The following is a 25408-nucleotide window of genomic DNA, read 5'->3' on the forward strand; positions in this document are numbered from 1 at the left end:
ATAGTGTAAATGGTCGGAGGGGGTTACAAATATGAGCAGTTTACCTAAGTCTGCTACATTTCCACTTTTCATTCTGATGCTGAATTTGTTTATTGCTTTATTGGGTCAAGGTATGGTGATTCCCATTCTGCCTGAATATCTGAAACAATTTAATGCGGCAGGAGCTGCTGCGGGGTATCTTATTGCCGCTTTTGGAGCAGCACAGTTTATTTTTTCGCCCCTAGGTGGGCAGCTTTCGGATAGATGGGGTCGAAAATCCATGATCATCACCGGTCTGTTTTTAACCGTCATCTCGGATCTCATGTTTGCTGTTTCTACGACATTGCCTCTTCTATATATTGCCCGATTTATCGGGGGGATAGGTATTGGACTAATGGTTCCTTCCAATATGGCCTACGTCGCGGATATTACCACTTCTGAAACCCGAGCTAAAGGAATGGGATACTTGGGTGCCTCCATGAATTTAGGTATGGTGCTTGGTCCGGGGTTAGGCGGTATGATCGCTGAGTTTGGCATCAGGGTGCCCTATTTTTTTGCTGGTGGACTTGGACTTGTAGCTACGCTGCTTAGCTTGTGTATGCCAGAGACATTACCCAAGGAAAAACGAAAACCCGCTAGCCAATGGGTCCGCCGGGAGCCAATTCGCAACCAAATCCTAAATTCATTTCGGACATCCTATTTTCGTTATCTTCTCCTCATTCTGATCATGACATTAGGTTTGATGAATTACGAAACAGTGTATGCTCTTTTTGTGGAACGAAAATACGGTTTTGATGCCACTAAAATCTCAATGATCATTACGGTTGGTGCAATTATAGGCATCGTTGTGCAGATATGGCTGCTCGATTATCTCATCAAGAGACTTGGAGAGATGAAGCTAATACGTCTCTCTTTGATCATGACAGCCATCGCTTTATTGTTAATGATAATTAAGATCAATTTAGGTTATTTGCTGGCGGTATCGGCACTGTTTTTTGCTTTTAATGCCTTCCTAAGGCCAACCGTAAATACAATGATCGCGAACTCAGCTGGTGATCGTCAAGGATATGCCGCCGGATTGAATACGACGTATACTAGCCTAGGCAATATATTGGGGCCTATTTTAGCGGGTTTGTTGTTTGACAAGCACATTCATATTCCTTATATTTTTGGTGCAATTATTCTTGCATCTGCCCTTTTCTTAACCTTACAAAAACCAAAAAATGAGAAACGGATGGTTGCTAATGACTGAGAACTGGCACCAGAATTTGAAAAACAAAAATCGGGAAGAGCTCATTGCTGCTGCGAAGGAACTTTTTATGAAGCAAAGCTTTCTCAAAGTTAATGTTAAGGATGTATGCAACGTGGCTGGTGTAAGCCGGGTCACATTCTATAAGCACTTTCAGTCCATGAACGAACTGATCTTTGAGGTCCAGATGGAAATCCTGGAGAGCATGACCGAATTTGTTAGAAGGGCACCTTCAGCCGAAATGAGCGGTAAGAAGATGCTTACTTCGATGCTTGATGCATGGATTGATTACGCTTGGCAACATCCGGAATACATCAAGTTTATTCTTTTATTCGATCTGCATTACGAAGCTTATGATTCAAATCAAGAACTCAAAGAACAGTACAAAAATTTTGTTAGCAGGGGAAAGGAACGACATTTCCTGATGGATGCTCTGGAAGCTGGATTCCAAGATGGATCATTGAAGTCTGATACGGAACCCTTAAAGACCGCTCATTTTATCTTCACGTCTATGATGGGTATACTCCAGAAAATGAGTCTGACGTCCAAGGACGATTGGAATAACGAACTTGAGGATATACAAATTGCTAACCGATTTGTGGGAATGTTGATTCAGTATTTAAGTCCAGAAAGTGATAAATCCCCAACCTTTTAGGCAGGAGTCCCCTAACGTAATCCAAAGGATTCCAGATCGTCCGATGGAGTGAAATAGAAGTACATGGCTCAGTCTGTTAAACTGTGAAAATAGAGCGGTTGCAGATACGTTGTCGTGTTAGCCTTATCTATTTTGTGGAGGTGCGGGGATGAACGGAAGTCTGTTTGAGCCACGGCTGCGTGACAGGGATTATATTCCCCGTTTTTTTGCTTACTATTACAAGCAATGGCATGACTATACCATGTCTTACCACGATCATCATTCTACCGAAATTATGTACATGATTTCCGGCTTTTGCAGGGTAGATGTACAAACGGGAGAGAATGTGGAAGAAAGCATCACGCTGCGTAAAGGCGAGTTTATTATGCTAGACGCAGGTGTACCGCATCGACTGGTGGTGGAAGGAGAACAACCGTGCCGGATGCTAAATGTAGAGTTTGGTTTTTCGGAGGGAGTGAGAGTAGGACCGTCTATCCGACAAATGGCAGCAGAGGAGCAGGAGGTCACGACTCTCATGTCACGTCCGTTCCCGTATTTGGTACTATCGGACCCGGAAGAGGTATATTATGCGCTGAAAAGTCTCGTGCTGGAGCTGGACCAACGAAAAGCACAGCCGGGTGCAATGGCTGAGATGCTTTTTATGCAATTGCTAGTACGAATTGCACGTCTACGGGAAGAGGCAGAGCGCAGCAACACGCAGCAAACGGATATGTACATCAAACGATGCATTGAATTTCTCCATCTAAACTATGACCGAGATATTGTGGTTAAGGACATGGCGGCAGCCGTGAATCTGCACCCAGGTTATTTGCACCGTATTTTCAAAAAACATACTGGGCAAACGCTTACCGCGTATTTAACGATGCTGCGAATGGACAAGGCCCGTATGCTTCTTCAGCAAACGGACATTCCCATTCAAGAAATTGCCGATTATGTAGGCGTGGCCAGCAGGCAGTATTTTCATATGTTGTTCAAAAAGCACACAGGCAAGACGCCTGTAGAATACCGCTCAGCTGTGGAGCGCAATGTGAGGAACTATGCGGAGGAGGATGGGAGCTGATAATAAGAAGCCTCTGAACCATTGCCGATTTAAGGTCGGTATGACTCAGAGGGCGTGGCTAAAGTTGGGTCATTTCCCAAGCCACATATTTTCCATCTGTTCAAGTGATCTCCCCTTGGTTTCGGGAACCTTGCGCCATATAAAGACTACGACGAACAACGAGATGGCTCCGAATAACCAGAAGGTATTGGACGGGCCGGCTGAACTCAGCAGAGGAGGGAATGCCTGCGATACTAGATAATCGCCGGCCCACAATGCCATCGAAGCGATGGCCACCGCTTTGCCGCGAATGCGGTTCGGAAAGATTTCCGAGATCATAACCCATACGATCGGCCCAAGCGATATAGCATAGGAGGCCACGTAGATCAATATTAGGATGAGTACGAGCGGTCCGGTGGTCAAACCCATTTTGAATGCGGCGCCAATAATAACCAAACAGCAGGTCATCAACGAGGTGCCGATGATCAGCAGGACTTTTCGTCCCGCTTTGTCGATCAGCCATACGGATACGATGGTGAACAACACATTGATCAACCCGATCCAAATGGTCTGGGTCAAAGAAGCGTCCGTACCGAGTCCCATTCCTTTAAAGATAACCGGCGCGTAATACAAAATGGCATTGATGCCGGTAATATGCTGCATAATGGCGAGCATGACACCGATAAAGAGAGCGACCCGAATACCGGGAGCAAACAATTGCTTCAATGAGTTGTTCTCATTTTTGAATGATTCCTTGATATCAAGCACTTCCTGCTTAGCGGCTTCTTCACCGTGAATTTTCAGCAAAATCGGCAGCGCTTCATAGGGCCGATTTTGTTTAATAAGCCATCGCGGGCTTTCGGGTATGAAGAGCATCAAGAGCATAAAGATCAGTCCCGGAACGGCTCCCACTCCGAACATCCAGCGCCAGGCTGTTGAGACACCCCAGGCTTCATCTCCCATGCTGACTATCCACGAATTCTGAAAATAAACCAGGAAAATCCCTGTTACGATCGCCAACTGATTTAAAGCAACCAAACGACCTCGGTATTTGGCGGGAGCGATCTCCGCGTTGTACACCGGACAAACGGTGGAAGTGATTCCTATGCCAATGCCGCCGATCATGCGAAAGATAACATACCCGGTGAACGTGTCTTGAAGCGCAGAGCAGATCGAGCCGACGACGAATAAAAATCCGGCGGCCAGTAATACCTTTTTTCTGCCGATCTTTTCACTCATGTAGCCGGAGAGAGCTGCTCCGGTGACACTCCCGACAATCAGACTTGAAACGGCCCAACCAACCTGAAATTCGCTCAGCGAAAAACGCTGCTGTAGGAATTCGACTGCTCCCGAAACAACCGCGATATCAAAACCGAACAGGATGCCTCCGAGCGCAGCTACGATGGATACCAACGTCACAAAAAGCATATTGGGTTTTTCTGATTGAAGCGCTTTCTGTTTAGCGCTTTCATTATTGATGATTACTGCCATATGGTCATCTCCCCTCCAGATCTCTGGAACCTCATTCCGTTCTTCGAGGAGAAGTATAACATGCGCTTATAAAAGAAAGGCCAGTTATCGTCTTCAATAAACGGACCTTTTCATGCACGATTTTGGCTTCGGTTCCCGAATCGGAGATAGAGGGGCTGAACCTAGCATTACCTTGTCATTCGAGCTTAAAAAAATCCATGCCGATAGTCGGCATGGATGAATCTCTACTATTTTTGGCCTTTGAACTCAGTAGGAGGAACGCCCGTTATCTTCTTAAAGACGCGGCTAAAATAGTTCGGGTCCTTATAACCCACTTCAAAGCTGATTTCCTTAAGAGTAAGGTTGCCAGCCTTAATCAGAGAGATGGCTTTATCAATCCGCAGCCGGGTTACAAAGTCGATGAATGTTTCTCCGTATTCCTGTTTAAAAATTTTGCTGAAGTAGTGAGGATTCAAATGGACAAAATCAGCCACTTCTTCCAGCGAAAGATCATCGTTGAACCGTTCCTCAATATACATTTTCGCCCTACCCAGCATAGTCAGTGTTTGAACCTCCCGCTGTTCGCGTATCCGTTGCAGTGCTGACATGACGTACGTCTGCTGAAGCATTCCATTCTCCGCTTTGACGGCAAGCAAAGAAGCGTTTCCAGCCTCTGATGACTTCAGTTCGTCAAAGTGGCAGTAACCTCCATCCCGTTTGCGTAGGGTGGAGGCAAAAACAGCTTCAAAATAGGATTTGCGAAGTCCTTCCTCGCCGTTATGCAGCGATCCGATTCCAATGGCTGTCTTTATACCAAGTTGCTGCTGGGTAAGCTCGGAGAGCTGCTGAACAAGGTGTTTAACCAACTGGCGCCAGTCGTTTTCGCTAGTGGCAGGCGGCTTGCGTAAAAAAGTGGCTACATGATGGTCGATCAAAGAGCTTACAATGGCATTCGGGCCATGCGTTTTTACATAGCTTCGGAAATGATCGTAAATTTTCTTTTTATCCTGCTCGTCCGTATATCCGTCAAAGGCGGCAATGATGGCGCTTCCCTGATCAAGAGGAAAGTCCAGCCATTCTGATAGCTGGGAAGCGCTCGAATCCACGGTCTGGTCGACCATAAGCATTAAAGCCAGCTCATTTTCTGCGAGCGGCATCAGCTGTGAGATTTTATGCCTAAGCTCCAATTCTTCCGTACGTGCCCGCTTCTCGCACTCAATTTCTTCAATCAGTCGTTTCAATGTGCCGATGATGAGTTCTCGCTTCGCCGGCTTCAGAATATATTCTTTTACGCCCAAAGAGAGCGCCTTCTGGGCATAGGCAAAATAATCGTAGGCAGTGACGAGCACGAATCGGGTATCGGAAAGCCGCTCCTTTAATTCACGAAGCGCTTCAAGCCCGTCAATTCCGGGCATATTGATATCCAGAATGGCAATATGGGGACGGTGCTCTTCCGCGCATTCAATCGCCATGCGGCCGTTGCCAGCATGAATAAACCGGAATATCCCCGGCATCGCCCGTTCCACTGTCAATTCCAGTCCTTCCCTCTCCAAAGCCTCGTCATCCGCGATCAACAACCGATACATCAGTCCGCTCACTCTCCTTCTTGACTGGAATTCGTATGGTTATGGTAGTACCTCGTCCGATATTGCTATTGATTTCAACCATTTCTTCTTCCTTTCCGTAAAACAACTGCAGCCGCCTAAACACATTTTGCATTCCAAGTCCTGTTGAACTGCCGCTTTCGGCTTCGCCTTTAAGACGGAGTACGGACAGTCGGGTTTCCTCCGTCATGCCCTTTCCGTTGTCCGAAATTTCAATTTGTACATCTTCGTTCGCTCTCGACAGCGTTAACACGATAATGGCTCCGCTTTCCATATCTTCCACACCATGAAGAAAAGCGTTTTCAATAAATGGCTGGATCGTCAGGGCCGGAATTTGCTGCTGAAGTACGGAAGCGTCAAAGTGAAGATCAAAGCGAATCCTGTCCCTGAAGCGCGCCTGCTGGATGGTTACGTATTCGCGGATATGATCCAGTTCCTCCTGGAGAGTTACGGGTTTGTCCAGCTTCTGCAGGCTGTACCGTAGCAGATTGGACAGCGAAACGATCAGGTCGCTGGTTTTCTCCGCCCCTTCCAGGATCGCCAGCTTGGAGAGCACATTTAAGGTATTAAATAAAAAGTGCGGGTTAATTTGATTTTGCAGAGCCAGAAGCTCCAGTTCCTTCACAAGCCGCCGCATTTCCAGACTCTGTTTATCCTTCTCGATAAGGATGCTCAAATCGGTGGACATTTGCGAAATGGCGTCCGACAGTACGCCTAGCTCGTCATCCCGTCGCGGTTGGGGCCTAATATTCAGATCACCTGTGGCGATTCGCTTCGCCAGTCCGACAAGTCTGCCGACAGGGCCAGTAATGCTGCGCGAGACCCAGATTGCAAGCAAACCCCCCATCAGCGCGTTCATGCCGAACAACGCGACTCCCCATCCGTTCATTCGCTCATTCTTGTTCCGGATGTTCTCAATGATTGGCCGGTAATAAGCCAGTTCAGCATCGATCAGTTGCTGACCCTCCTCATGAATATAGCTGACGGTTTTTTCCGCTTCAATATAATGTTCAAAAGCCGATTGTGGATCTTGTGCCTTTGCATCCAGAACTGCGGCTTGTTTCTGTTCAAGAAATGTGGCCAACAGATTCATGTAGTCCTCTTCGGCGAAAGAAGGGTCGGTCGAGTCGGAGACTTCCTGAATTCTGGCTTTCAACTGCATTAATTGGTATTCTGTCGGACCCTGCACAGCCTTATCGCCTCTTGGATTAAGCAGATAGGCATATAGGAGCTTTAAGTTGCTCTCCGCCGATTCGGAGGTTTGCTCAATGAGGAGAATTCGGCCAAGCATTTCATCGTAGCTCTGTTGTACGACCTTTCCGCTTTGGAATACAAAATAAGCGATGATATTGGCGAACACAACTAGAAGAGGGATGAACAGAAGCAGCTTCGTTCTGATCGTCATCGTCTGTCATCTCCGGACATGTTGTCGGGAGTGTCCGCATGCATCTCATATATTCTGGTGTAGGTTAATTCCTGGGGGGCATTCCCCTTTAGATAATCATTCAGCAATTTTATGGCCTTAGCCCCCATTTCCTCTGGCTGTTGAACAATGGTCAGTTCAATTTTGCCATCTCTGATGGCTTCCAACGTCTCGGTCATATCGTCAAAAGCGAAAATCTGCAAACTCCGCGCGCCGCGCCGCTCCGAGGCTTCCAGAATGCCAAGGCCGTCCAGCGCACTGAATCCGACCATGTAGCGGATCTGCGGATACCGGGTGAGCATGTTCTGAGCTTGCTGTGCTGCCTGAAGCCGTGAAATATTTGAGGAGCGAATCTCCACAATGCGGAGCTTGGGATAACGACCGATCACGGAACGAAATCCAGCAAGCCTGAGTCGCTGATTCTCGACACGCTCGCTACTGATCATAACTCCGATGTCGCCACGCTCTCCAGAGGCTTTCGCTAACAGCGCGCCCATCCGTTTTCCAGCTCCTTCGTTATCCGTTCCCACGTAAGCTAGTCTACGGGAGCCTGGTTCATCCGTATCGATCGTGATGACGGGGATGCCAAGTCCGGCTGCTTTGTCGATTAATCGGCGATACTCTGGATCATTTATCCCTTGAACCAGAATTGCATCCGCCTTACTGGCGATCGCTTTATCCAGCAGTTTGACCTGCTTGGACGGATTAATGCGGTCCGGCCCGATATAATCGAGCCGCATACCGTACTGTTCCGCTTCCTTTCGGGCTCCTTGTTCAATTGACCGCCAGTAATAATTATCCAACTCCTGTGATATCAGTACGACTTTTGTATCGGAAACCCCGTCTTTTGGAGAAACCGTCTTCAATAACTCTGCAAATTGGTGAATCTGAAAAGAAGACAGAGTGAACTGAAAGAGCAGCCAGGCAAATAGCAGAAAGACGGGGATAAGGATAAATGTCCATTTACGGTTTGACATGTCTTGCTCCTTTGTCAATATTTAGAGACTTAATTCATTATACAGCAACAAAAGAAGCGTAGGCAGCTATCGTCAACGGCAAGCAGCATTTATTGATGCGAAAGTTAGGATTTTTGACACCTAAATACGAAACTGGTCATGATTTTGATAACGCTTTCTACGGACCTATTGCTACAATGACGGTATATACCCATTCTAATTACCGGAGGTTGAATGCCGTGTCATTTAAAGTAGCGTTTATTGGAGCAGGAAGCATCGGTTTTACCCGTGGAATTTTACGAGATCTGTTAACGGTGCCGGAATTTAATGATATTGAAGTGGCTTTTACGGACATCAGTCAGCACAATTTGGATATGGTCACTGAGCTGTGCCAACGGGATATTCGGGAGAACGGTTTATCGATACAAATACAGTCCTCTACGGACCGAAGAGTAGCTTTAAAGGGCGCCAAATACGTCATTTGTACGATCCGGGTTGGCGGGCTAGAGGGCTTTGCAACCGATGTGGATATTCCGCTGAAATATGGCGTGGATCAATGCGTGGGCGATACCCTGTGTGCAGGAGGCATTATGTACGGTCAGCGCGGCATTGCTGAAATGCTGGAGATTTGCAAGGATATCCGCGAGCTAAGTGCACCGGATGTATTGCTGCTGAACTACTCGAACCCCATGGCGATGGTGACGTGGGCCTGCAATAAGTACAGTGGTGTACGTACAATCGGTCTATGTCACGGCGTCCAGCATGGGCATCACCAAATTGCCGAGGTGTATGGTCTGGAGAAGCAGGATGTGGACATTGTGTGTGCCGGAATCAATCACCAGACGTGGTACATTCAGGCGTCACATGAAGGCAAGGATCTGACAGCCGGACTGCTGGAGGCTTTTGAAAAACATCCCGAATATAGCCGCACCGAAAAGGTACGCATCGACATGCTTCGTCGTTTTGGCTATTACAGCACAGAGTCGAATGGTCATCTCAGTGAATATGTACCTTGGTACCGGAAGCGTCCGAATGAAATTATGGACTGGATTGATCTAGGCAGCTGGATCAACGGAGAAACAGGCGGCTATCTGCGTGTATGTACAGAAGGACGTAATTGGTTTGAAACAGATTTCCCTAACTGGATGAAAGAAGACCCATTGGAGTACAAGGCGGAAAATCGCGGTGAAGAGCATGGTTCATACATTATCGAAGGTCTGGAAACCGGACGTGTATACCGGGGGCATTTTAATGTCGTAAATAACGGTGTGATTTCCAATTTGCCAGACGACGCGATTATTGAAGCGCCTGGATACGTGGATCGGAATGGTATCTCCATGCCACATGTAGGAGACCTACCGCTTGGTCTTGCTGCCGTCTGCAATGTAAGTATTTCCGTCCAGCGTTTGGCTGTCGAAGCGGCTGTACACGGAGATGATAAGCTGCTGCGGCAAGCGTTTATGATGGATCCGCTAGTAGGCGCGGTGTGTAATCCGAAAGAAATTTGGCAGATGGTCGATGAGATGCTGGTGGCGCAGGAAGCATGGCTGCCGCAATATGGAGCAGCGATTGCCGAGGCGCGTCAACGTCTGGCTGCAGGCGATCTGATTCCAACCCGACCCTATGAGGGAGCAGCACGACTTAAGGTGAAGACGGTTGAAGAAATGCAACTGGATCGGGATGCCGCCAATAAAAATGCAGGGCAATCCGACAAAGGCAAGGATCGCGAAAAAGTGTAGAACAATAAGAGCAGAGATTGTCTTCACAACAATTAAAGGGTGTTTTCATGGTCATGATGGCCTGAAAGCACCTTTTTGCTGTCGATAGATATAACGATTTGGCACAGTTGGCGTGCTGAAGTTTATCATTGTCGATTTAGGCTGACGGAAATTAAAGAATACGGTCTTACTTTTTATGAATTTGCTCTTTTGCCGTCGATCCTAAATCTCCCGAAAGCTTGTTATAGCAGGGATGTTCAACAAATGAAGAAACCGACTTCAGAAAAAGAGGGGCCGCGATGAACCACTAGGGTGGCAATTCATATGCCTAATTAATAATGTAGTCCTTAATTTATTCAATTTACAGCAGATTTCCAGCTCACTATAATCTAACATAGGAGGTGACAAAAAGGGGAAAATGTGAGCGCATGAACAAATAGAAAGCGCTTACCTTTTACAACTATGAACGCCGCTTTTTTTTGGAGAGAGTAGGCGTAACTCACATTTAATCATGTAACAATCAGGTGCCGACATAGGAAGATTCAACAAAATCCACGGAAAGATAGGTGAAGCAATTGAAAACAAAGCAAGTGCTTCGTAAAAGCATGAAGTATGCTTTTGCGCTATCACTCGTCGCAAGCAGCTTTCTACCAGGTGCAGGATTTACGGATAAAATACATGCAGAATCCCATGTGGACAATCCTTACCAAGGGGCTACAAAATACATTAGCCCTGATTATGCGGCTAGTGTCGACACATCGATTGCCAAAATTACGGATGCCAATCTGAAAGCAAAAATGCAAACGGTCAAAACATTTCCGACAGCCGTATGGCTTGATCGTATCGCTGCTATTAACGGCGGTGGAGGCAAGCTTGGCCTGGAAGCGCATTTGGACCAAGTATTGGCGCAAAAGAAAGGCAGCACACCGATTACGGCGGAATTTATTGTGTATGATCTGCCCGGACGGGATTGTCATGCCTTGGCTTCCAATGGTGAATTGCCACTGACTCAGGCAGGTCTGGAAACCTATAAAAAGGATTATATTGACAAAATTGCTTCTATTTTTGCGAATCCCAAATATAAGGATATTCGTATTGTAACGATCATTGAACCAGATAGTTTGCCAAATCTGGTAACTAATCTGGATGATCCTAAATGTGCGCAAGCCAAATCTACAGGAATTTATGAAGCTGGCGTGAAGTACACAATGAATAAGCTGAACGAGATTCCTAACGTGTACAAATACGTAGATATCGGTCACTCTGGTTGGTTAGGTTGGGATAACAACCGTTCAGCAACGGTATCCCTGTTTACAACCATTTTCAAAGATACTAGCAAAGGTCTGGCCAGTGTAGATGGCTTTATCACGAATACAGCCAACACTTCACCGCTGACAGAACCTAATTTACCTGATCCAAATCTGAATATCGGTGGACAGCCGATCAAATCGTCCAAGTACTATGAATGGAATCCTAATTTCGATGAATCGGATTTCGCAGAGGCATTGCATAGAGATTTTGTCAGCGCAGGCTGGCCGAGCTCACTCGGTATGTTAATTGATACAGGCCGTAATGGATGGGGAGGACCTAACCGTCCGACTTCCGCAGTCGGCAATGATATTAACTCCTATGTAAACTCAGGCCGTGTAGACAAACGCTCACACCGTGGTAACTGGTGTAATAACAGTGGGGCAGGTATGGGAACGCCGCCACAAACGGCTCCAGCTGGCCATATTGATGCCTATGTCTGGGCGAAACCTCCGGGTGATTCCGATGGTTCGAGCTCACTCATCCCGAACGATGAGGGTAAAGGCTTTGACCGTATGTGTGATCCTACCTATACAACCAAGGATGGCACATTAACAGATGCTTTACCGAATGCACCTATTTCAGGAGCATGGTTCCATGATCAGTTTGTAATGCTGGTACAAAATGCGTACCCTGCTATCGTGCCTTCCACTGGTGGTGTGGACCCAGCGCCTACAGCTCCAGCTGTACCGTCAGGCTTAAAGGCTGTTGTGGGTAATGCTCAAGTAACGCTGACTTGGAATGCGTCTACGGGTGCCGATAGCTACACGGTCAAACGCGCCACTAGCGAAGCAGGTCCTTTTACAGCCGTTGCGCCTCTTGTAACGGAAAGAGAGTACACGGATAAGGGACTGACGAACGGAACAACTTACTTCTATGTTGTAAGTGCTACGAATGCGAACGGAACAAGTAAGGATTCCGCAGCGGTAAGTGCTGAACCTAAAGGTACACCGACAGATCCGACGGACCCTACAGATCCTACAGAACCAGCGGGAGATCTGGTTGTAATGTACCGGGCCGGGGACACTGATCCAGCGAATAACGCAGTCAAGCCTTTCTTTAACTTGAAAAATAAAGGAACAACACCTGTGAAGCTGAGTGAGCTGAAAATTCGTTACTATTTCACGAAAGATGGCAGCCAGGAGCTGCAATCTGCAGTAGACTATGCACAAGTAGGTAATGATAACGTGCTGCGCACCATTAAAGACAACTATATTGAAATTGGTTTCAGTCCTGCTGCCGGTACGCTTGCTGCCGGAGCGCAAACAGGTGATATTCAGATCCGCATGAACAATAGCGACTGGTCCAACCTGGACGAATCCAATGATTACTCCTTCGATCCAACCAAAACCTCTTATGCAGAATGGAACAAAGCAACGTTGTTCCACAATGATAAGCTGGTGTGGGGAATCGAGCCTTAGGATTTGGTCAGAACATGTGCCCTTGAATGATTGAAAAGTATTAAAAGAAGGTTACGGCATAACTGTCGTAGCCTTTTTTACGTCTTCGAATAAAGAATTTGATGACCAAGGGAATAAGCATTGAAATTGTGTATAATGAAAAAAAGAATGCTGTTCTACTGTGGAGGGTCATCATGAGCAAAAAGTTAATCTTAGATGTAGATACTGGCATTGACGACGCGCTTGCTATTGCGTACGCGGTCCATTCGCCGGAATTGGAGCTACTCGGTATTACAACCACCTTTGGTAATATCTCGGTGGAGGAGGCAACACGCAACTCACTGATTCTGCTGGAAAAACTGGGGGTAGAGGCTCCGGTCGTGTCTGGCGCTCACAAGCCGTATACTCGGGAGCTGTTCAAACCTTATTCCCGGCATATTCACGGCGAAGACGGTATTGGCAATCAGTTAAAATCAGCACCCTCCCGTCAAGCTGCGTCTGGGGATGCCGCTGATTTTATAATCGGACAGGCTCGTCGCTATGAAGGCAAACTTACCCTGGTAGCTGTGGGACCGCTGACCAATCTTGCGATTGCATTGGATCGCTGTCCCGAATTGCCCCAATTGCTTGACCGCCTGATCATCATGGGCGGCGCGGTCACAGTGAAAGGGAATGTAACTCCGACGGCTGAAGCGAATATTTACGCCGATCCAGAAGCCGCAGCCTATGTGCTGGGAGCGGGCTTTCCGCTTACGCTCGTTGGGCTGGACGTCACGATGCAAACACTGCTTCCACAGCAGGATGTGGACAAATGGCGTGAGCAAGGGACCGAGCTGGGTGCGTTTATGGCAGATATGACAGACTTTTATATGGAAGCTTATCGCAACTTCAGACCTGGTATTGCAGGCTGTGCTTTGCATGATCCACTGGCTGTAGGATTAGCGATAGATTCCAGCTTTGTGGAGACGCGTCCAATGCACATTGCCGTTGAGGTGGGCGATTCCACCGAGGTTGGTCGCACCCGTGAGGTGCAAAATGAGAACGAAGCTCAAGCACTGACTACGGTTGACGTGGCACTTAAAGTCGATGCGGAGCGATTTTTGCGTCATTTTCTTAGCCGGGTGGTATAAAAAAATAATTCGAAGATTGCCGATGAACCTGCATCGGCAATCTTTTGTGCATACATGTTTTAAGGGCATTCATCTAGAGGCGGACTCACCGTTATAAAAATTCCATATCATGTTAGAATAGGTATAGTTAGAAAAACTGCCGGACCACAAAGGAGGAGATTCATTGTGTTTTCTGCTGCTCGACGACTGCCTTTGCTGGAACATATGTATAATCATGCCCCGACAGGAATCGTGATTTTGTCGAGGGAGGGGAAGTGCCTGTACGTCAATCCCGCCTTTTGCAAAATGGTCGGATATGAGCAGGAGGAATTACTAGATATCCGATATTACCATCTCTTATATAAAGAGGCTCAGGATCAGCAAGGGTTGAGGGAGGCTTACGCAGGTTGGCTTAAGGCTACAGATCAAGTCTATAAGACAGAGCTGCGTTTGAAACATAAACGGGGAACATCCGTCTGGCTATCGCTGGAATTAACCATATTTGATGATGAGGCTACCGAACAATCTTATTTGATTGCGTATGCAATGGATATCACGGAGAAAAAAGATATGGAGCAGGTGCTCTCGGATAATGAGGATTTGTACATGCTGATTACGGAAAATACGCCGGATGTTATCTCATATAGCACGGCGGACGGCATACTCCAATATATTTCTCCTTCGGTGGAAAAACTCCTAGGCTATACAAAGCAGGAAATGCTCGGCAAAAAACGGCTTCAATTTTACCATATCGAAGATGCCGATTACATGCGTGTACATGGAATGTTCAAGGAAACAGGCATCATGAAGCGGCGTGTACGTCATAAGGACGGGCATTATTTGTGGCTGGAAGTATCGTACCGTATTATTCGGGATGAACAGGGCAAGATCAAGCGAGTTCTATCCATCGGACGAAATATCACAGAGCGCCAGAAGAGCGAGGAGAACCTGGCAAAAGCTCAACAGTTGGCGATGTTCGGCTCATGGGACTGGGATCTGGTCAACGATGTTATGCATTTTTCCAAGGAATTTCGCAGCATATTTGGCTATCGTGTCAAGCCGGTTGAAACAAGTATTGACGCCTTCATGAAGGCAGTTCATCCCGAAGATACTGAACGGATGAAGCAAATTATCAACAACGTGATCTTAAAGGGAATTCACGAAGAAACCTTTTACCGAATTGTATTGCCCACTGGGGAACAGAAGGTACTGCGTTCGATCTGGGAAGCTGAGATGGACGAGCATGCAGGCAAGCCTGTTCAAGTAGTCGGGATGATACAGGATGTTACAGAGCACCGGGAAATCGAGCAACGTCTTCGTGAAAGTGAAAATCGTTATAAGTCACTATTTCAGCATAATCCACTCGGGATATGCGCCATGAATATGGAAGGTCATATTTTGAGTGTGAATCCGAGCTTGGTGGAGCTTACGGGCTATACGAAAGATGAGCTGCTAGGAGCTGAAATACTTGTAATGGCTTCCTCTGAGGAACAGGACAAAATCAAGCGTCATATGGAACTGGCCAAGCAGGGTGAGACGCAAACCTATGAATCGGAATTCATACATAAGGAGGGGGAGCGTCTATTCATTAAGATGACGAATATCCCGATTTTCGTGCAAGAGGAAATTGTAGGCTGCTACGGGATTATAGAAAACGTTACCCCTCTCAAAAGCTACATTGCTCAAATTGAAAAGCTCAGCAACGAGCATTCGCTTATTTTGAATGCCGTATCCGAAGGGATTGTGGGTTTAAGTAACGAAGGACATGTCCGCTTTATGAACCCGGCAGCTGTCGAGATGTTCGGCATTGGATCGGCTAATCCGCTGAACGGCCCATGCATAGATATCATTCGCCATGCAGACGAGATTGGTAGCCATTTTCCGGACGAACAGTCCTCTATTCTTCAAGCGATTCGAAGCGGAGCTTCTTATCAGGCAGAGGAAGCTGTATTTTGGAAAAAAGACGGGTCCAGCTTTCTGGCCTCCTATCGAATCAGCCCTTTGATGGATAATGGCGAGCGAAAAGGGGCTGTGATGGTTTTTGTAGACAGGACGAATGAAAAGGAGATCATTCGGGCCAAGGAGTCTGCCGAACGCGCCGATCGGGCCAAGTCAGAGTTTCTCTCTGTGATGAGTCATGAGCTCCGAACACCGATGAACGGCATTATAGGCATGGCAGGGTTACTGGCAGATACTGAATTGGATGAGGAGCAGCGTAGCTATATAGACATTATTACCAGCAGCAGCGGTGCTTTAATGCAGATATTGAACGAGATACTGGATTTGAGCAAAATCGAAGCTGGGAAAATGTCTTTGCTGCACGAGTCCTTTGTGCTAGATGATGTGGTCGGCAGTGTGGCTGACCTATTCATGACGCAGGCTATGGAAAAAGGCATTGAGCTGGAATGGCATGTGGATCAGGAAATGCCGGGAATGCTGGTCGGTGATCATGTGCGTATTCGACAGGTGCTGGTGAATTTGGTGAGCAATGCGATCAAATTTACGGAGCGAGGGCGTGTAAATATCTTTGTGGAGAGAAAGGCTTACAGCCGTCGTAAAAATAGATGCCTGATTGAGTTCAGTGTAACGGATACTGGAATCGGTATTCCAGCAGACCGCCAGCATTTATTGTTTCAGCCTTTTTCCCAGCTTCACCCGGCACTGAACCGAAAATATGGAGGGACAGGACTGGGATTGTCCATCTGTAAAAACTTGGTCAAGCTGATGGGAGGTTCTATTGGTGTGGATAGCGATGAGGCCAGAGGAGCGACGTTCCGGTTCCAGCTGGATCTTAAGCTGCCGGAAGGTTCAACGCTTGCGAATATAAGCCGTGATGAACCTTATGAGTCAAGGGAAGGCTAAAAAGCGATAACCGTGATGCATGATGCATCACGGTTATTTTTTTTGTAAGAAATCCCCAAAGAAAAGATTGACAAACTGTTCTAACTGTACTATTAATTATAGTACAGTTAGAACAGCTGAGCATATACAAATGAATCAGATTAAGTCTTGAAAGGAGGAAGTCCATGTTCGAGCTGGATATCCGCAGCCGCAAGCCGATCTACGAACAGCTTATGGACAGGGTAAAGGAAATGATCGTGTATGGGTCACTTCAGCCGGATGAGCAATTGCCTTCTGTGCGGACATTGTCCGCTCAGCTAACGGTGAATCCGAATACGATTCAGAAGGCGTATCGCGAGTTGGAACGAGAAGGATACATTTATTCCGTTCAGGGCAAAGGCAGCTTTGTCACACCTGCCCAACATCAGCCACAACAAATCAAGCGAGATGAGATTCGGGCGGCGTTGTTAAAACAGATGATTGTAGCCGTCCATTTCGGTTTTACACAGCAGGAAGTGGACGACATATACGTGGAAGCTATACAAACAAAGGAAAGGGGGATGTCCCTTGATTGAATTAAGGGAAGTCACAAAGACATTTACAGAAGAAAAGGCTGTCGACCAGCTCGCCCTTAGAGTGAAGAAGGGCTCCATTTTTGGACTGCTGGGCTCAAACGGGGCGGGGAAAACAACACTGCTCAAAATCATCGCCGGGATTTACCGACCGGATGCAGGAAAGGTACTGATTGGCGGACAGTCCGTATATGAGCAGCCAGAAGTCAAGCAGCACATTCTGTTTATGCCAGACACCCCCTATTTTTTTCCGCAAGCGACAATTCGTCAGATGGCCCGGTTTTACCGCTCCATTTATCCGAGCTGGAGCGAGGAACGCTACATACAGCTTACGGAGATTTTTAAGCTGGATCCTAAACGAAAGCTCCACCGTTTTTCCAAGGGGATGAAGCGTCAGGCTGCTTTTTTGCTTGCCTTGAGCTGTATGCCTGAGCTGCTCATTTTGGATGAACCGATTGATGGACTGGACCCGGTGATGCGTAGAATGATCAAAAATTTACTGTTCCAGGAAACCGCTGCACGCGAGATGACCGTCGTGATCTCATCTCATAATTTGCGTGAAATAGAAGACATGTGTGATCACGTCGGCATTATGCACCAGGGGCGGATGCTGTTGGAAAAAGAGGTCGACGACCTCAAGTCTGATACGCATAAGGTGCAGGTTGCCTTTCGTGAAAGCACGCATGAGGAAACCGTATGTGGACAACTTTCGGTTGTACATAAGGAGCGGAGGGGCAGTGTTCTGCTGCTCATTATCCGGGGGGAACGAGAGCGGATTGCAGAGACGATTGAGGCGTATGAGCCGCATGTGTTTGATTTGCTGCCGTTGACGCTTGAAGAAATTTTCATTTATGAAATGGAGGACGCAGGTTATGACATCCAACCGATTCTTCTGTAGCGGCGGCGTAATTCGCCAATGCCTGAGACAGCATGGCTGGATCGGTCTATTGTACTTGGTAGGATTGCTGTTTACAGTACTGCTGCCATTGTTTATGAGCATTGGTGATGAACAACCACGAGTGGTTTTAAAAAGCTTGTTTGATAACACAAGCTCAGGTAATGAATTGCAAAAATTAATCTTAACGACCGTACCCGTGCTGGCAGGTGTGATGCTGCTTCGTTTTGTTCAGCGACAGGGGTCATCCGATTTGTATCACAGCCTACCTTTGCGTAGAGAGCATTTATTAACATCACATTTAATTAGCGGTCTTATTCTTTTACTTGTACCTGTATGGCTGACTGCGGGAGTAACTGCTTGGGTTAACACGTCAGTCGAACTGCCTTATATTTTTCATATCAATGATATTGGATCGTGGGCACTGGTCGTATCTGTCCTTACGATTTTCCTGTTTACTTTTACTGTGTTTGTAGGGATTTGTGTGGGACAATCGTTGCTACAGATCGTAGTAGTGTATGTTTTGCTGCTATTGCCTCAGTTTCTATCCATGATGATAGGGCGTTTTCTGGAACGTAATTTATACGGTTATGTGCAAGTGCGAGAAACCATTGTTCAATATATTAACGGCTCGGAGTTTCGCAGCAGTAATAATGTCTGGGATAACTTATCGCCGTTTGTACGCATTATGGACAATTTGCCGCAGCGCGCCTTTTCCTACATGGAGCTACTTGCCTATTTAGGTATCTCTCTGTTGTTTGTTGCCTTGAGTTATGGTTTGTATCGTAAACGCTTGGTCGAGAAGGCGACTCAGGCCATGGCGTTTTCTTTCTTTCAACCTTTGTTCAAGGCAGGGGTTATACTATGCGCCATGCTTGTAATAGGCGATTATTTTTATAATGCAGGTACAAGAGGAGCTAATTGGTCGATTTTTGGGTATGCACTTGGAGCTGTTCTAGGCTATATCGTTGTAGAGATGGTCGTCCGCAAGACGTGGCAAATTGTGCGTGTTCGAGCTTTGGTGGAAATGGTCGTGTACGGTGTGATCATGGGGCTGGTACTATATATCCCGATATCAGGTTGGTTGGGTTATGAGGGGCGGATTCCAACAGCACACTCCGTAGAAAAAGTTTATGTCGGGCAAGAGGAGCCTCTAGGGGGAAATACAGAAAAAGAAGCTTATTACTCCCAAGACAGGGCCTATATCGCCTCTGTGCTGAATTTACATCGTGAACTCGTACGTGCACATGCAGCTGGCGAGAAAACATTGTCCAAAAACCTGGCCGTCGAAAGGGCAGTCATAATCTACCGCTTGGATGATGGTTCCACCATGACTCGCCGCTATACATTCCCGGAGAAGCCTTTCCGGACAGAACTGACTAAAGTGATGGAAGCAGAGCCTTATAAAACGGTAAGATACGAGCTGGATAAGCTGCAAGGAAAAGCAGAGACGATTAATATCCAATCCGTAGATGATAATGAAAGACGAGTGGTTTTAACCAATCCAAAAGAAACTCGTGAATTTGAAGATATACTCAGAGAAGAAGTATTAAATATGAGTTATAGCGAAATGCAATCACATCGATATCCCCTAGGGAGTGTTTCTATTACAAACAAAGAGTCATCCTTTACCAATAACGAACCGAGCTGGCATCGTGAATTTTCATTTGAATGGCCGGCTTCCTATCACAAGCTTACAGGTTGGCTAGAGCAAAAGGGATATGCGGATAAGGTGATCATTGATTCCAAGGATATTTTTTCGATACGGGCTGTTCCTATTATTGCTGAAGAGCTTGAACCTTATCAACCCAATCAGTATATTGAAGACTATAAGCTATTTAAAAGCATCCAACAGAAGCATAAAGCAATAACGATTGAAGACCCGAAGCTGTGGAGCACTGTACTGGAAAAGCGTAGATCTAATAGCTATACTCCAAATATGACGAAAGGCACTTACCTGGTTCAGGTCAAGATCAAACCTTTATTTAGTTCAGATCCCCATACACGCTATTACTATTTTACTCCGAACGATATGACACCGGAGCTTGCGAAGGCATTACCGACAGCTCCTTAAGTGGGACAGCATCTGGTTTGGATGGCATATGGACGGAGGTAGATGAACATGGGATGGTTCCGACACGACATATAACAACCTCACCGACGGGCAAGAGCTCCTCAACATTAGAGCTGACATAATAAAGGCACAGAGAGATACAACGTAGAACATACAGAGAGAAGAGTTCAATTATGTCCAGTCCAATAGTGGAGGAGCAAAATAATATGAAATATACAGAAGATCGTGAATTTCTACAGTTGTTGGAGCATCATAGGCAGCCATTTTCCGGATGGGATTTTTCATTCATTTTGGATACAGGACGAGTGGCGAGCGAACCTTTGGACTGGTCTTATGCCAGCAAGGCTTTGGCATTGATCCATTCCTCCAAAGCGATGCTGGATATGGGAACAGGCGGGGGAGAGCTATTGTCGCGGTTACGTCCTTTTCCAGAGATCGTTTGTGCGACAGAGGCATATGCACCGAACGTTCCTATCGCCAAGGCAAGATTGGAGCCGCTGGGTGTGCGCGTGATGGCTATACATGATGACGATTCCCTTCCGTTTGGCGATGCCGGGTTCGATCTTGTGCTGAATAAGCATGAGTCATTTTCGCCAACGGAGGTACGACGTATTTTGCGCCCAGGTGGGACGTTTTTGACTCAACAGGTAGGGGGCCTGGATTGTGCGGGTATCAACGACCGTTTGGGAGCACCTGAATACGAGTATGCGGACTGGACCCTTTCTCAAGCACTTGCAGGTTTGAAAAGCAATGGCTTCGAAATTGTAGAGCAGCAGGAGCAGTTTCCAATACAGCGGTTTTACGATATTGGAGCACTTGTCTACTATTTAAAAGCCATTGAATGGCAGATTGCAGACTTTCAGCCAGAGAAATATATAGAACAGCTGTATGGTCTGTATTTGGATATCCAACGTGATGGGTACTGGGACGTGAAGCAGCACCGTTTTTTGATCCATGCCAGAGCGATATAAAGAAGATTCGATACCAAAAAGGTCCTTCCCGTGGGGGAGGCCTTTTTTGCCATAAGCATTAGGGTAAGAACAATATCAGAAGCCACATGGCGGTTGGCAGTGAAATACCAACGGCTATCGCTATATAGGGCAAGGGAGTTCGGAAGTAGTTTTTACAGTCCGCCTCCTTGTCCTTTTTCTCGTGATAGAACGCTACCTGGGTTGCAAAGCTGTGAAGTAGCTTGAGTGCTTCATCGCTTGGAATGTGCTGTAAGGAATGCCATAGATCATCATGTGCTTTTCGGAGCAAGGTTACATCAGATGTATGATTCGGATGATCGGATAAGGACATTTTTATCCTCCTCTCGTATACTAATCTTTACCATAATTGTACAATGAAGAAGCAATGGTTTACAGTCTCATTTCATTCATTAGATATAGGGGGATGTACATGTCTGATCCAAAGAGAGTTATAACCAAGCCGGAGAAGGATGAGTCTGTGCGGATAGCATGGTTTTGGCCATGGCTGGGCGGTACGTTTATGTTTGGATTGTTTTCAGTCATGTTTAATGTAGTTTGGAGTATGGTTGTGGCACCCCAAGCGCAGCTTCTGCTGAGGCATGAAGGTGTCACAGATACAACTGTGTTTGTAATACTACTTCTATATGCATGGATTATCGGTCTCATTTTTGCAGCTTATGGTGCCTTGAGTGCGCGTATGTCTAGCATGGGCAAGCTTTCGCTCATGCTGACTGGGCTATTATCATTATTATGTGGGCTGTGGTTGTGGATTGTAGGAATACAAGGGTCTGGTGGCCAACCTGCTGAAGTGGGAGGGGCGTGGGAGCTCTTTTCACTCTATCACGCTTGGGCAGAACCTGTACTAGAGGTATTGGGGTTATATACACAGCGTAGCGGAATCTGGTTTTTGCTGACCGCACTGCTACCCATAGCTGGCATGGTAGTCGGGGTTGGGGTAGATCGTTATCCTGCGGTGACCGACAAGCACGGAAAGGTGGACCATAGATGGCAATGGGTTGTAGCTGCAATATCTGCTGCGCTCATTATTGTGCTGGTGATTACGATCATGCTTCCTCAACGTCCGTACATTGCGGAAAGGGATTTCCCGGTAGTAGATGGAGCTACAGCGGCCATTCCATTCGCGCAGGATATGCTGCATGAATTGACCGGAATGAACAAGGTTCGTGCGGCTCACGAACTGAGATTCAACACAACACATCAGGCTTATGTCAATCTGATTGAAAAGAAGGCGGATCTGATCCTGGTGGCCGGTCCTTCCGATGAGGAATTACGCCTGGCAAAAAGTCGGGGAATTCAAATGAAGCTTACACCCATTGGGTGGGATGCTTTTATTTTTCTCGTTCATAAAGGCAATCCAGTTAACGGACTTTCTTCGGAGCAGGTACGCAGCATATATGAAGGATCTATTCGTAACTGGAGTGAAGTAGGGGGAAAGCATCAGCCGATCGTTGCTTATCAGCGGGAGGAGAATTCAGGAAGTCAAACATATATGCAAAAGAAAGTGATGAAAGGTCATGACATGGCTGAACCTCCTCGGGAACTCCGAATTGGTATAATGGGTGAAATGATTAATGCAGTTGCTGATTTTAACAAGGATCACAACGCGCTCGGATATTCATTTTATTATTTTGCAAATGTGATGCATAATCGTCAAGAGGTCAAATTTTTGTCTATTGATGGAGTGAAGCCGAACAAAGAGCACATTCGCTCGAAACAATATCCATTCACAGCTCAACTGTTTGTGGTCACACGGGAAGGCGAGAATTCAAGCCCTTCGATGCAACGATTACTCGAATGGCTGCAAAGCGAAGCAGGAACCCGGGCCATCGAAAAGGGTGGCTTTGTTCCTGTAAACTCGTAATCCTGTAACACTGGTTTGCATTCAGTCCATTCCGTATATTCACCTTAAGAGTGAAACGAAGACAGCAGGGTAATACATAGAATATACATGGCTGTGAATACAATACCCGCACAGCATGTATATCACCAACATAAGGGGATGAACGAAAATGAAGAAAAAAACATCGGTCTGGGTGCTTTTACTCGCCGTAGCCATAGTGACAGCGGGGTGTGAAACAGGTTCGGAAACAGAACAAACGGCTCAAAATCAAAATGAGCAAAAGGGTGTCACCTCGGCACAAGCGAATGGTTCGGGAACCACTGTGGATACGCCGAAAACAGGAGGACAAGCAACCACAGACACTACGATAGCGAAGGTCCGCATGGATAATATTACCGCGCTGCGTTTGATCGACGGCCAATCCGGCTGGATCGGCGGAAATGGCTGGATTGCCCGAACGGACGCGGCTGCATCCGGTTCAGTCGGATCGACGTGGAATGTGCAATATCAGGGCCAAGGTACGGTTCAGCAGATTTTTGCCTTGAACGGGCAGCAGGCTTGGGCTCTTATGGCAGACAGCGGATCGCTGCTGGCCACTCGCGATGGCGGCAAACGCTGGGAGGTTGTTGGGACTGTACCTGAGCAAGGGCAAGCGGGCTTTTTACACTTTGTATCATCCAAGGAAGGGTTCAGTGGCAACCAATATACGAAGGATGGCGGGCAAAGCTGGTCTTCGCTCTCCGTGCCTGGTCACACGGTAGGACAGCCATATTACCATGATCAGCAAAACGGCTGGGCAGTTACGCAGGACACAGACCGTTCGTTTCAGATTTTACACACGGTTAACGGGGGCCAAAAGTGGACTACTGTCATGTCACGGACAACGGAGGCGCCTCTAAATGGAGCCATTATTCGTTCGGTAGAACGTGGCAACGCATGGATCGAGCTGGTTGGCGATACGGGGATGAATCAGACGTCGTATTCGCTTTGGCATACTGCCGATAGTGGACAAAGCTGGCGTGCTGTGCTGGCGAATACCACTGCTGGCGGCGGTCCGGCACCAGGTATTAGCCAGCAAGACAACCAGGTTCCCAAAAATGAAGGGGCTGCACCAGGTATGCTCTATGCGGTTAATAGCAGTACCGCATGGATGGGCGGTTACTGCGCACCGTGCGACAAGCCCAATAACATCGGCTGGACGACTGACGGCGGCAAGACGTGGAACAATGGCAAGCAAGGCTTTGAAGGTTATGGTGGTCAGCAAATCGGGATGGCAAATGCCAAGGAAGGCTGGGCTATTTTCTCGGATTCAGAGCAGGCCCCAGTCATGTATACCACCTCGGATGGTGGACAGCATTGGACGCAGAGCCATGTATTTGACAAGCCTGTGGCATCAGGCTCCTAAGGAGGGAATGCATATGAGCCAACATAAGAAAAGTGTGATTACCTGGACTGACGGTCGTGAAGTGCCGCTAATCGGGCAGGGCACGTGGCATATGGGTGAAAAAGCATCACTCCGCCAGGAAGAAGTGCGCGCGCTTCAACTTGGCTTGGAGCTGGGCATGACGCTGGTGGACACGGCTGAAATGTATGCGGAGGGCGGCGCAGAAGAGATCGTCGGAGAGGCCATTCGGGGTCGCCGGGATGATGTCTATCTTGTTAGCAAGGCGTATCCTCATCATGCGGACCGTCAAGGACTGGCTCAAGCGTGCGAAGCGAGCCTAACCCGAATGGGAACGGAGTACTTGGACATGTATTTGTTGCATTGGCGTGGGAATATTCCGCTTGAAAAGACGATACAAGGTATGGAAAAACTGCGTGAGCAGGGCAAAATCCGCAGCTGGGGAGTGTCCAATCTGGACAAGTCCGACATGGAGGAGCTATGGAGCCTAAGTGGAGGCGAAGCCTGCGCTGTCAACCAAGTGCTGTATCACGCAGCTTCGCGGGGCATCGAATATGATCTGCTACCTTGGAGCCGTACGCATGGAGTGCCTGTGATGGCCTATTGCCCGATTGCCCAAGGTGGCCGCCTGCGACGGGGGCTGTTGGAGCATCCTGTTATGGTAGACATTGCTGCCAGCCACGGGGTAACTCCATCCCAAATTGCGCTCGCATGGGTCATACGGGACGGCGATGTCTGGGCAATTCCGAAGGCGGTGCAGGAATCGCATGTACGAGAAAATTCAGCGGCAGCAAGTATTCGGCTCACTCCTGAACAACTTCAACAAATAGACGAAGTTTTTCCTCCGCCAACGCGGAAGCAGCCGCTGGATATGGTTTGAGG

At 47.3% G+C, this 25408-nt stretch carries 19 protein-coding genes; 14 read left to right on the top strand and 5 right to left on the bottom strand.

Features of this window, described 5'->3' with window-relative positions; all coding sequences use genetic code 11:
- The first annotated feature begins 31 nt into the window (after nucleotides 1-31).
- From WA407_RS09625 to WA407_RS09635, 3 genes are all read left to right on the top strand, one after another.
- A complete protein-coding gene (locus tag WA407_RS09625; protein ID WP_336077253.1) occupies nucleotides 32-1231 on the top strand; it encodes an MFS transporter in 1200 nt (399 codons plus the stop codon).
- Entirely contained in the window at nucleotides 1224-1883 is a 660-nt protein-coding gene (locus WA407_RS09630) for a TetR/AcrR family transcriptional regulator (RefSeq protein ID WP_336077254.1), read from the top strand. Before WA407_RS09625 ends, WA407_RS09630 begins: the two co-directional genes overlap by 8 nt.
- 148 nt (nucleotides 1884-2031) lie before the next feature.
- Nucleotides 2032-2943: an AraC family transcriptional regulator gene (locus WA407_RS09635; protein ID WP_336077255.1), complete on the top strand. Its 912-nt coding sequence runs from the start codon at nucleotides 2032-2034 to the stop codon at nucleotides 2941-2943.
- A gap of 69 nt (nucleotides 2944-3012) precedes the next feature.
- Here the strand turns inward: WA407_RS09635 and WA407_RS09640 are convergent, their stop codons facing one another.
- The 4 genes from WA407_RS09640 to WA407_RS09655 form a co-directional block, all read right to left on the bottom strand.
- Nucleotides 3013-4413, bottom strand: a complete 1401-nt coding sequence (locus WA407_RS09640; protein ID WP_336077256.1) for a sugar porter family MFS transporter — start codon at nucleotides 4411-4413, stop codon at nucleotides 3013-3015.
- Nucleotides 4414-4640: 227 nt separating this feature from the next.
- On the bottom strand, nucleotides 4641-5978 hold the full coding sequence (locus WA407_RS09645) for an AraC family transcriptional regulator (protein ID WP_336077257.1): 1338 nt from the start codon (nucleotides 5976-5978) through the stop codon (nucleotides 4641-4643).
- Complete coding sequence (locus tag WA407_RS09650; protein WP_254329397.1) at nucleotides 5953-7401, bottom strand: sensor histidine kinase; 1449 nt, start codon at nucleotides 7399-7401, stop codon at nucleotides 5953-5955. The genes WA407_RS09645 and WA407_RS09650 overlap by 26 nt, the downstream gene beginning before the upstream one ends.
- Nucleotides 7398-8396, bottom strand: coding sequence for a sugar-binding protein (locus WA407_RS09655; protein WP_336077258.1), 999 nt, complete (start codon nucleotides 8394-8396; stop codon nucleotides 7398-7400). Before WA407_RS09655 ends, WA407_RS09650 begins: the two co-directional genes overlap by 4 nt.
- Before the next feature lie 218 nt (nucleotides 8397-8614).
- Here WA407_RS09655 and WA407_RS09660 point away from each other — a divergent pair, with 218 nt between their 5' ends.
- The 8 genes from WA407_RS09660 (at nucleotide 8615) to WA407_RS09695 (ending at nucleotide 21263) form a co-directional block, all read left to right on the top strand.
- Nucleotides 8615-10114, top strand: coding sequence for an alpha-glucosidase/alpha-galactosidase (locus tag WA407_RS09660; protein ID WP_336077464.1), 1500 nt, complete (start codon nucleotides 8615-8617; stop codon nucleotides 10112-10114).
- A 584-nt stretch (nucleotides 10115-10698) separates the two neighbouring features.
- Nucleotides 10699-12822: a glycoside hydrolase family 6 protein gene (locus tag WA407_RS09665; RefSeq protein ID WP_442952030.1), complete on the top strand. Its 2124-nt coding sequence runs from the start codon at nucleotides 10699-10701 to the stop codon at nucleotides 12820-12822.
- A 173-nt stretch (nucleotides 12823-12995) separates the two neighbouring features.
- Entirely contained in the window at nucleotides 12996-13931 is a 936-nt protein-coding gene (locus tag WA407_RS09670) for a nucleoside hydrolase (protein WP_250259218.1), read from the top strand.
- Between the two features lie 165 nt (nucleotides 13932-14096).
- Nucleotides 14097-16772 (top strand): PAS domain S-box protein, encoded by a 2676-nt coding sequence (locus tag WA407_RS09675; protein WP_336077261.1) that lies wholly within the window; start codon nucleotides 14097-14099, stop codon nucleotides 16770-16772.
- 164 nt (nucleotides 16773-16936) lie between these two features.
- A complete protein-coding gene (locus tag WA407_RS09680) occupies nucleotides 16937-17326 on the top strand; it encodes a GntR family transcriptional regulator (protein WP_336077262.1) in 390 nt (129 codons plus the stop codon).
- Nucleotides 17319-18221 carry an ABC transporter ATP-binding protein gene (locus WA407_RS09685; RefSeq protein ID WP_025723753.1) on the top strand — a complete coding sequence of 301 codons (903 nt, stop codon included), beginning with the start codon at nucleotides 17319-17321 and terminating at the stop codon, nucleotides 18219-18221. The genes WA407_RS09680 and WA407_RS09685 overlap by 8 nt, the downstream gene beginning before the upstream one ends.
- Nucleotides 18196-20292, top strand: a complete 2097-nt coding sequence (locus WA407_RS09690) for a multidrug ABC transporter permease (protein ID WP_336077263.1) — start codon at nucleotides 18196-18198, stop codon at nucleotides 20290-20292. Before WA407_RS09685 ends, WA407_RS09690 begins: the two co-directional genes overlap by 26 nt.
- Nucleotides 20293-20498: 206 nt before the next feature.
- The gene (locus tag WA407_RS09695; RefSeq protein WP_336077264.1) at nucleotides 20499-21263 is read left to right on the top strand and encodes a class I SAM-dependent methyltransferase; all 765 of its coding nucleotides are present in this window, start codon (nucleotides 20499-20501) and stop codon (nucleotides 21261-21263) included.
- Nucleotides 21264-21321: 58 nt separating this feature from the next.
- On the opposite strand, the gene WA407_RS09700 is transcribed toward WA407_RS09695, so the two are convergent.
- Nucleotides 21322-21594, bottom strand: a complete 273-nt coding sequence (locus WA407_RS09700; RefSeq protein ID WP_322173414.1) for a hypothetical protein — start codon at nucleotides 21592-21594, stop codon at nucleotides 21322-21324.
- 99 nt (nucleotides 21595-21693) lie between these two features.
- Between WA407_RS09700 and WA407_RS09705 the strand changes: the two genes are divergently transcribed.
- From WA407_RS09705 to WA407_RS09715, 3 genes are all read left to right on the top strand, one after another.
- Complete coding sequence (locus WA407_RS09705; protein WP_336077265.1) at nucleotides 21694-23145, top strand: PstS family phosphate ABC transporter substrate-binding protein; 1452 nt, start codon at nucleotides 21694-21696, stop codon at nucleotides 23143-23145.
- A gap of 148 nt (nucleotides 23146-23293) precedes the next feature.
- Nucleotides 23294-24529 (top strand): WD40/YVTN/BNR-like repeat-containing protein, encoded by a 1236-nt coding sequence (locus tag WA407_RS09710; protein ID WP_336077266.1) that lies wholly within the window; start codon nucleotides 23294-23296, stop codon nucleotides 24527-24529.
- Between the two features lie 13 nt (nucleotides 24530-24542).
- Entirely contained in the window at nucleotides 24543-25406 is an 864-nt protein-coding gene (locus WA407_RS09715) for an aldo/keto reductase (protein ID WP_336077267.1), read from the top strand.
- Nucleotides 25407-25408 lie beyond the last annotated feature (2 nt).

The sequence above is a fragment of the Paenibacillus sp. 203 genome (assembly GCF_037027525.1).
In the GTDB taxonomy this organism is placed as follows: Bacteria; Bacillota; Bacilli; order Paenibacillales; family Paenibacillaceae; genus Paenibacillus; species Paenibacillus polymyxa_B.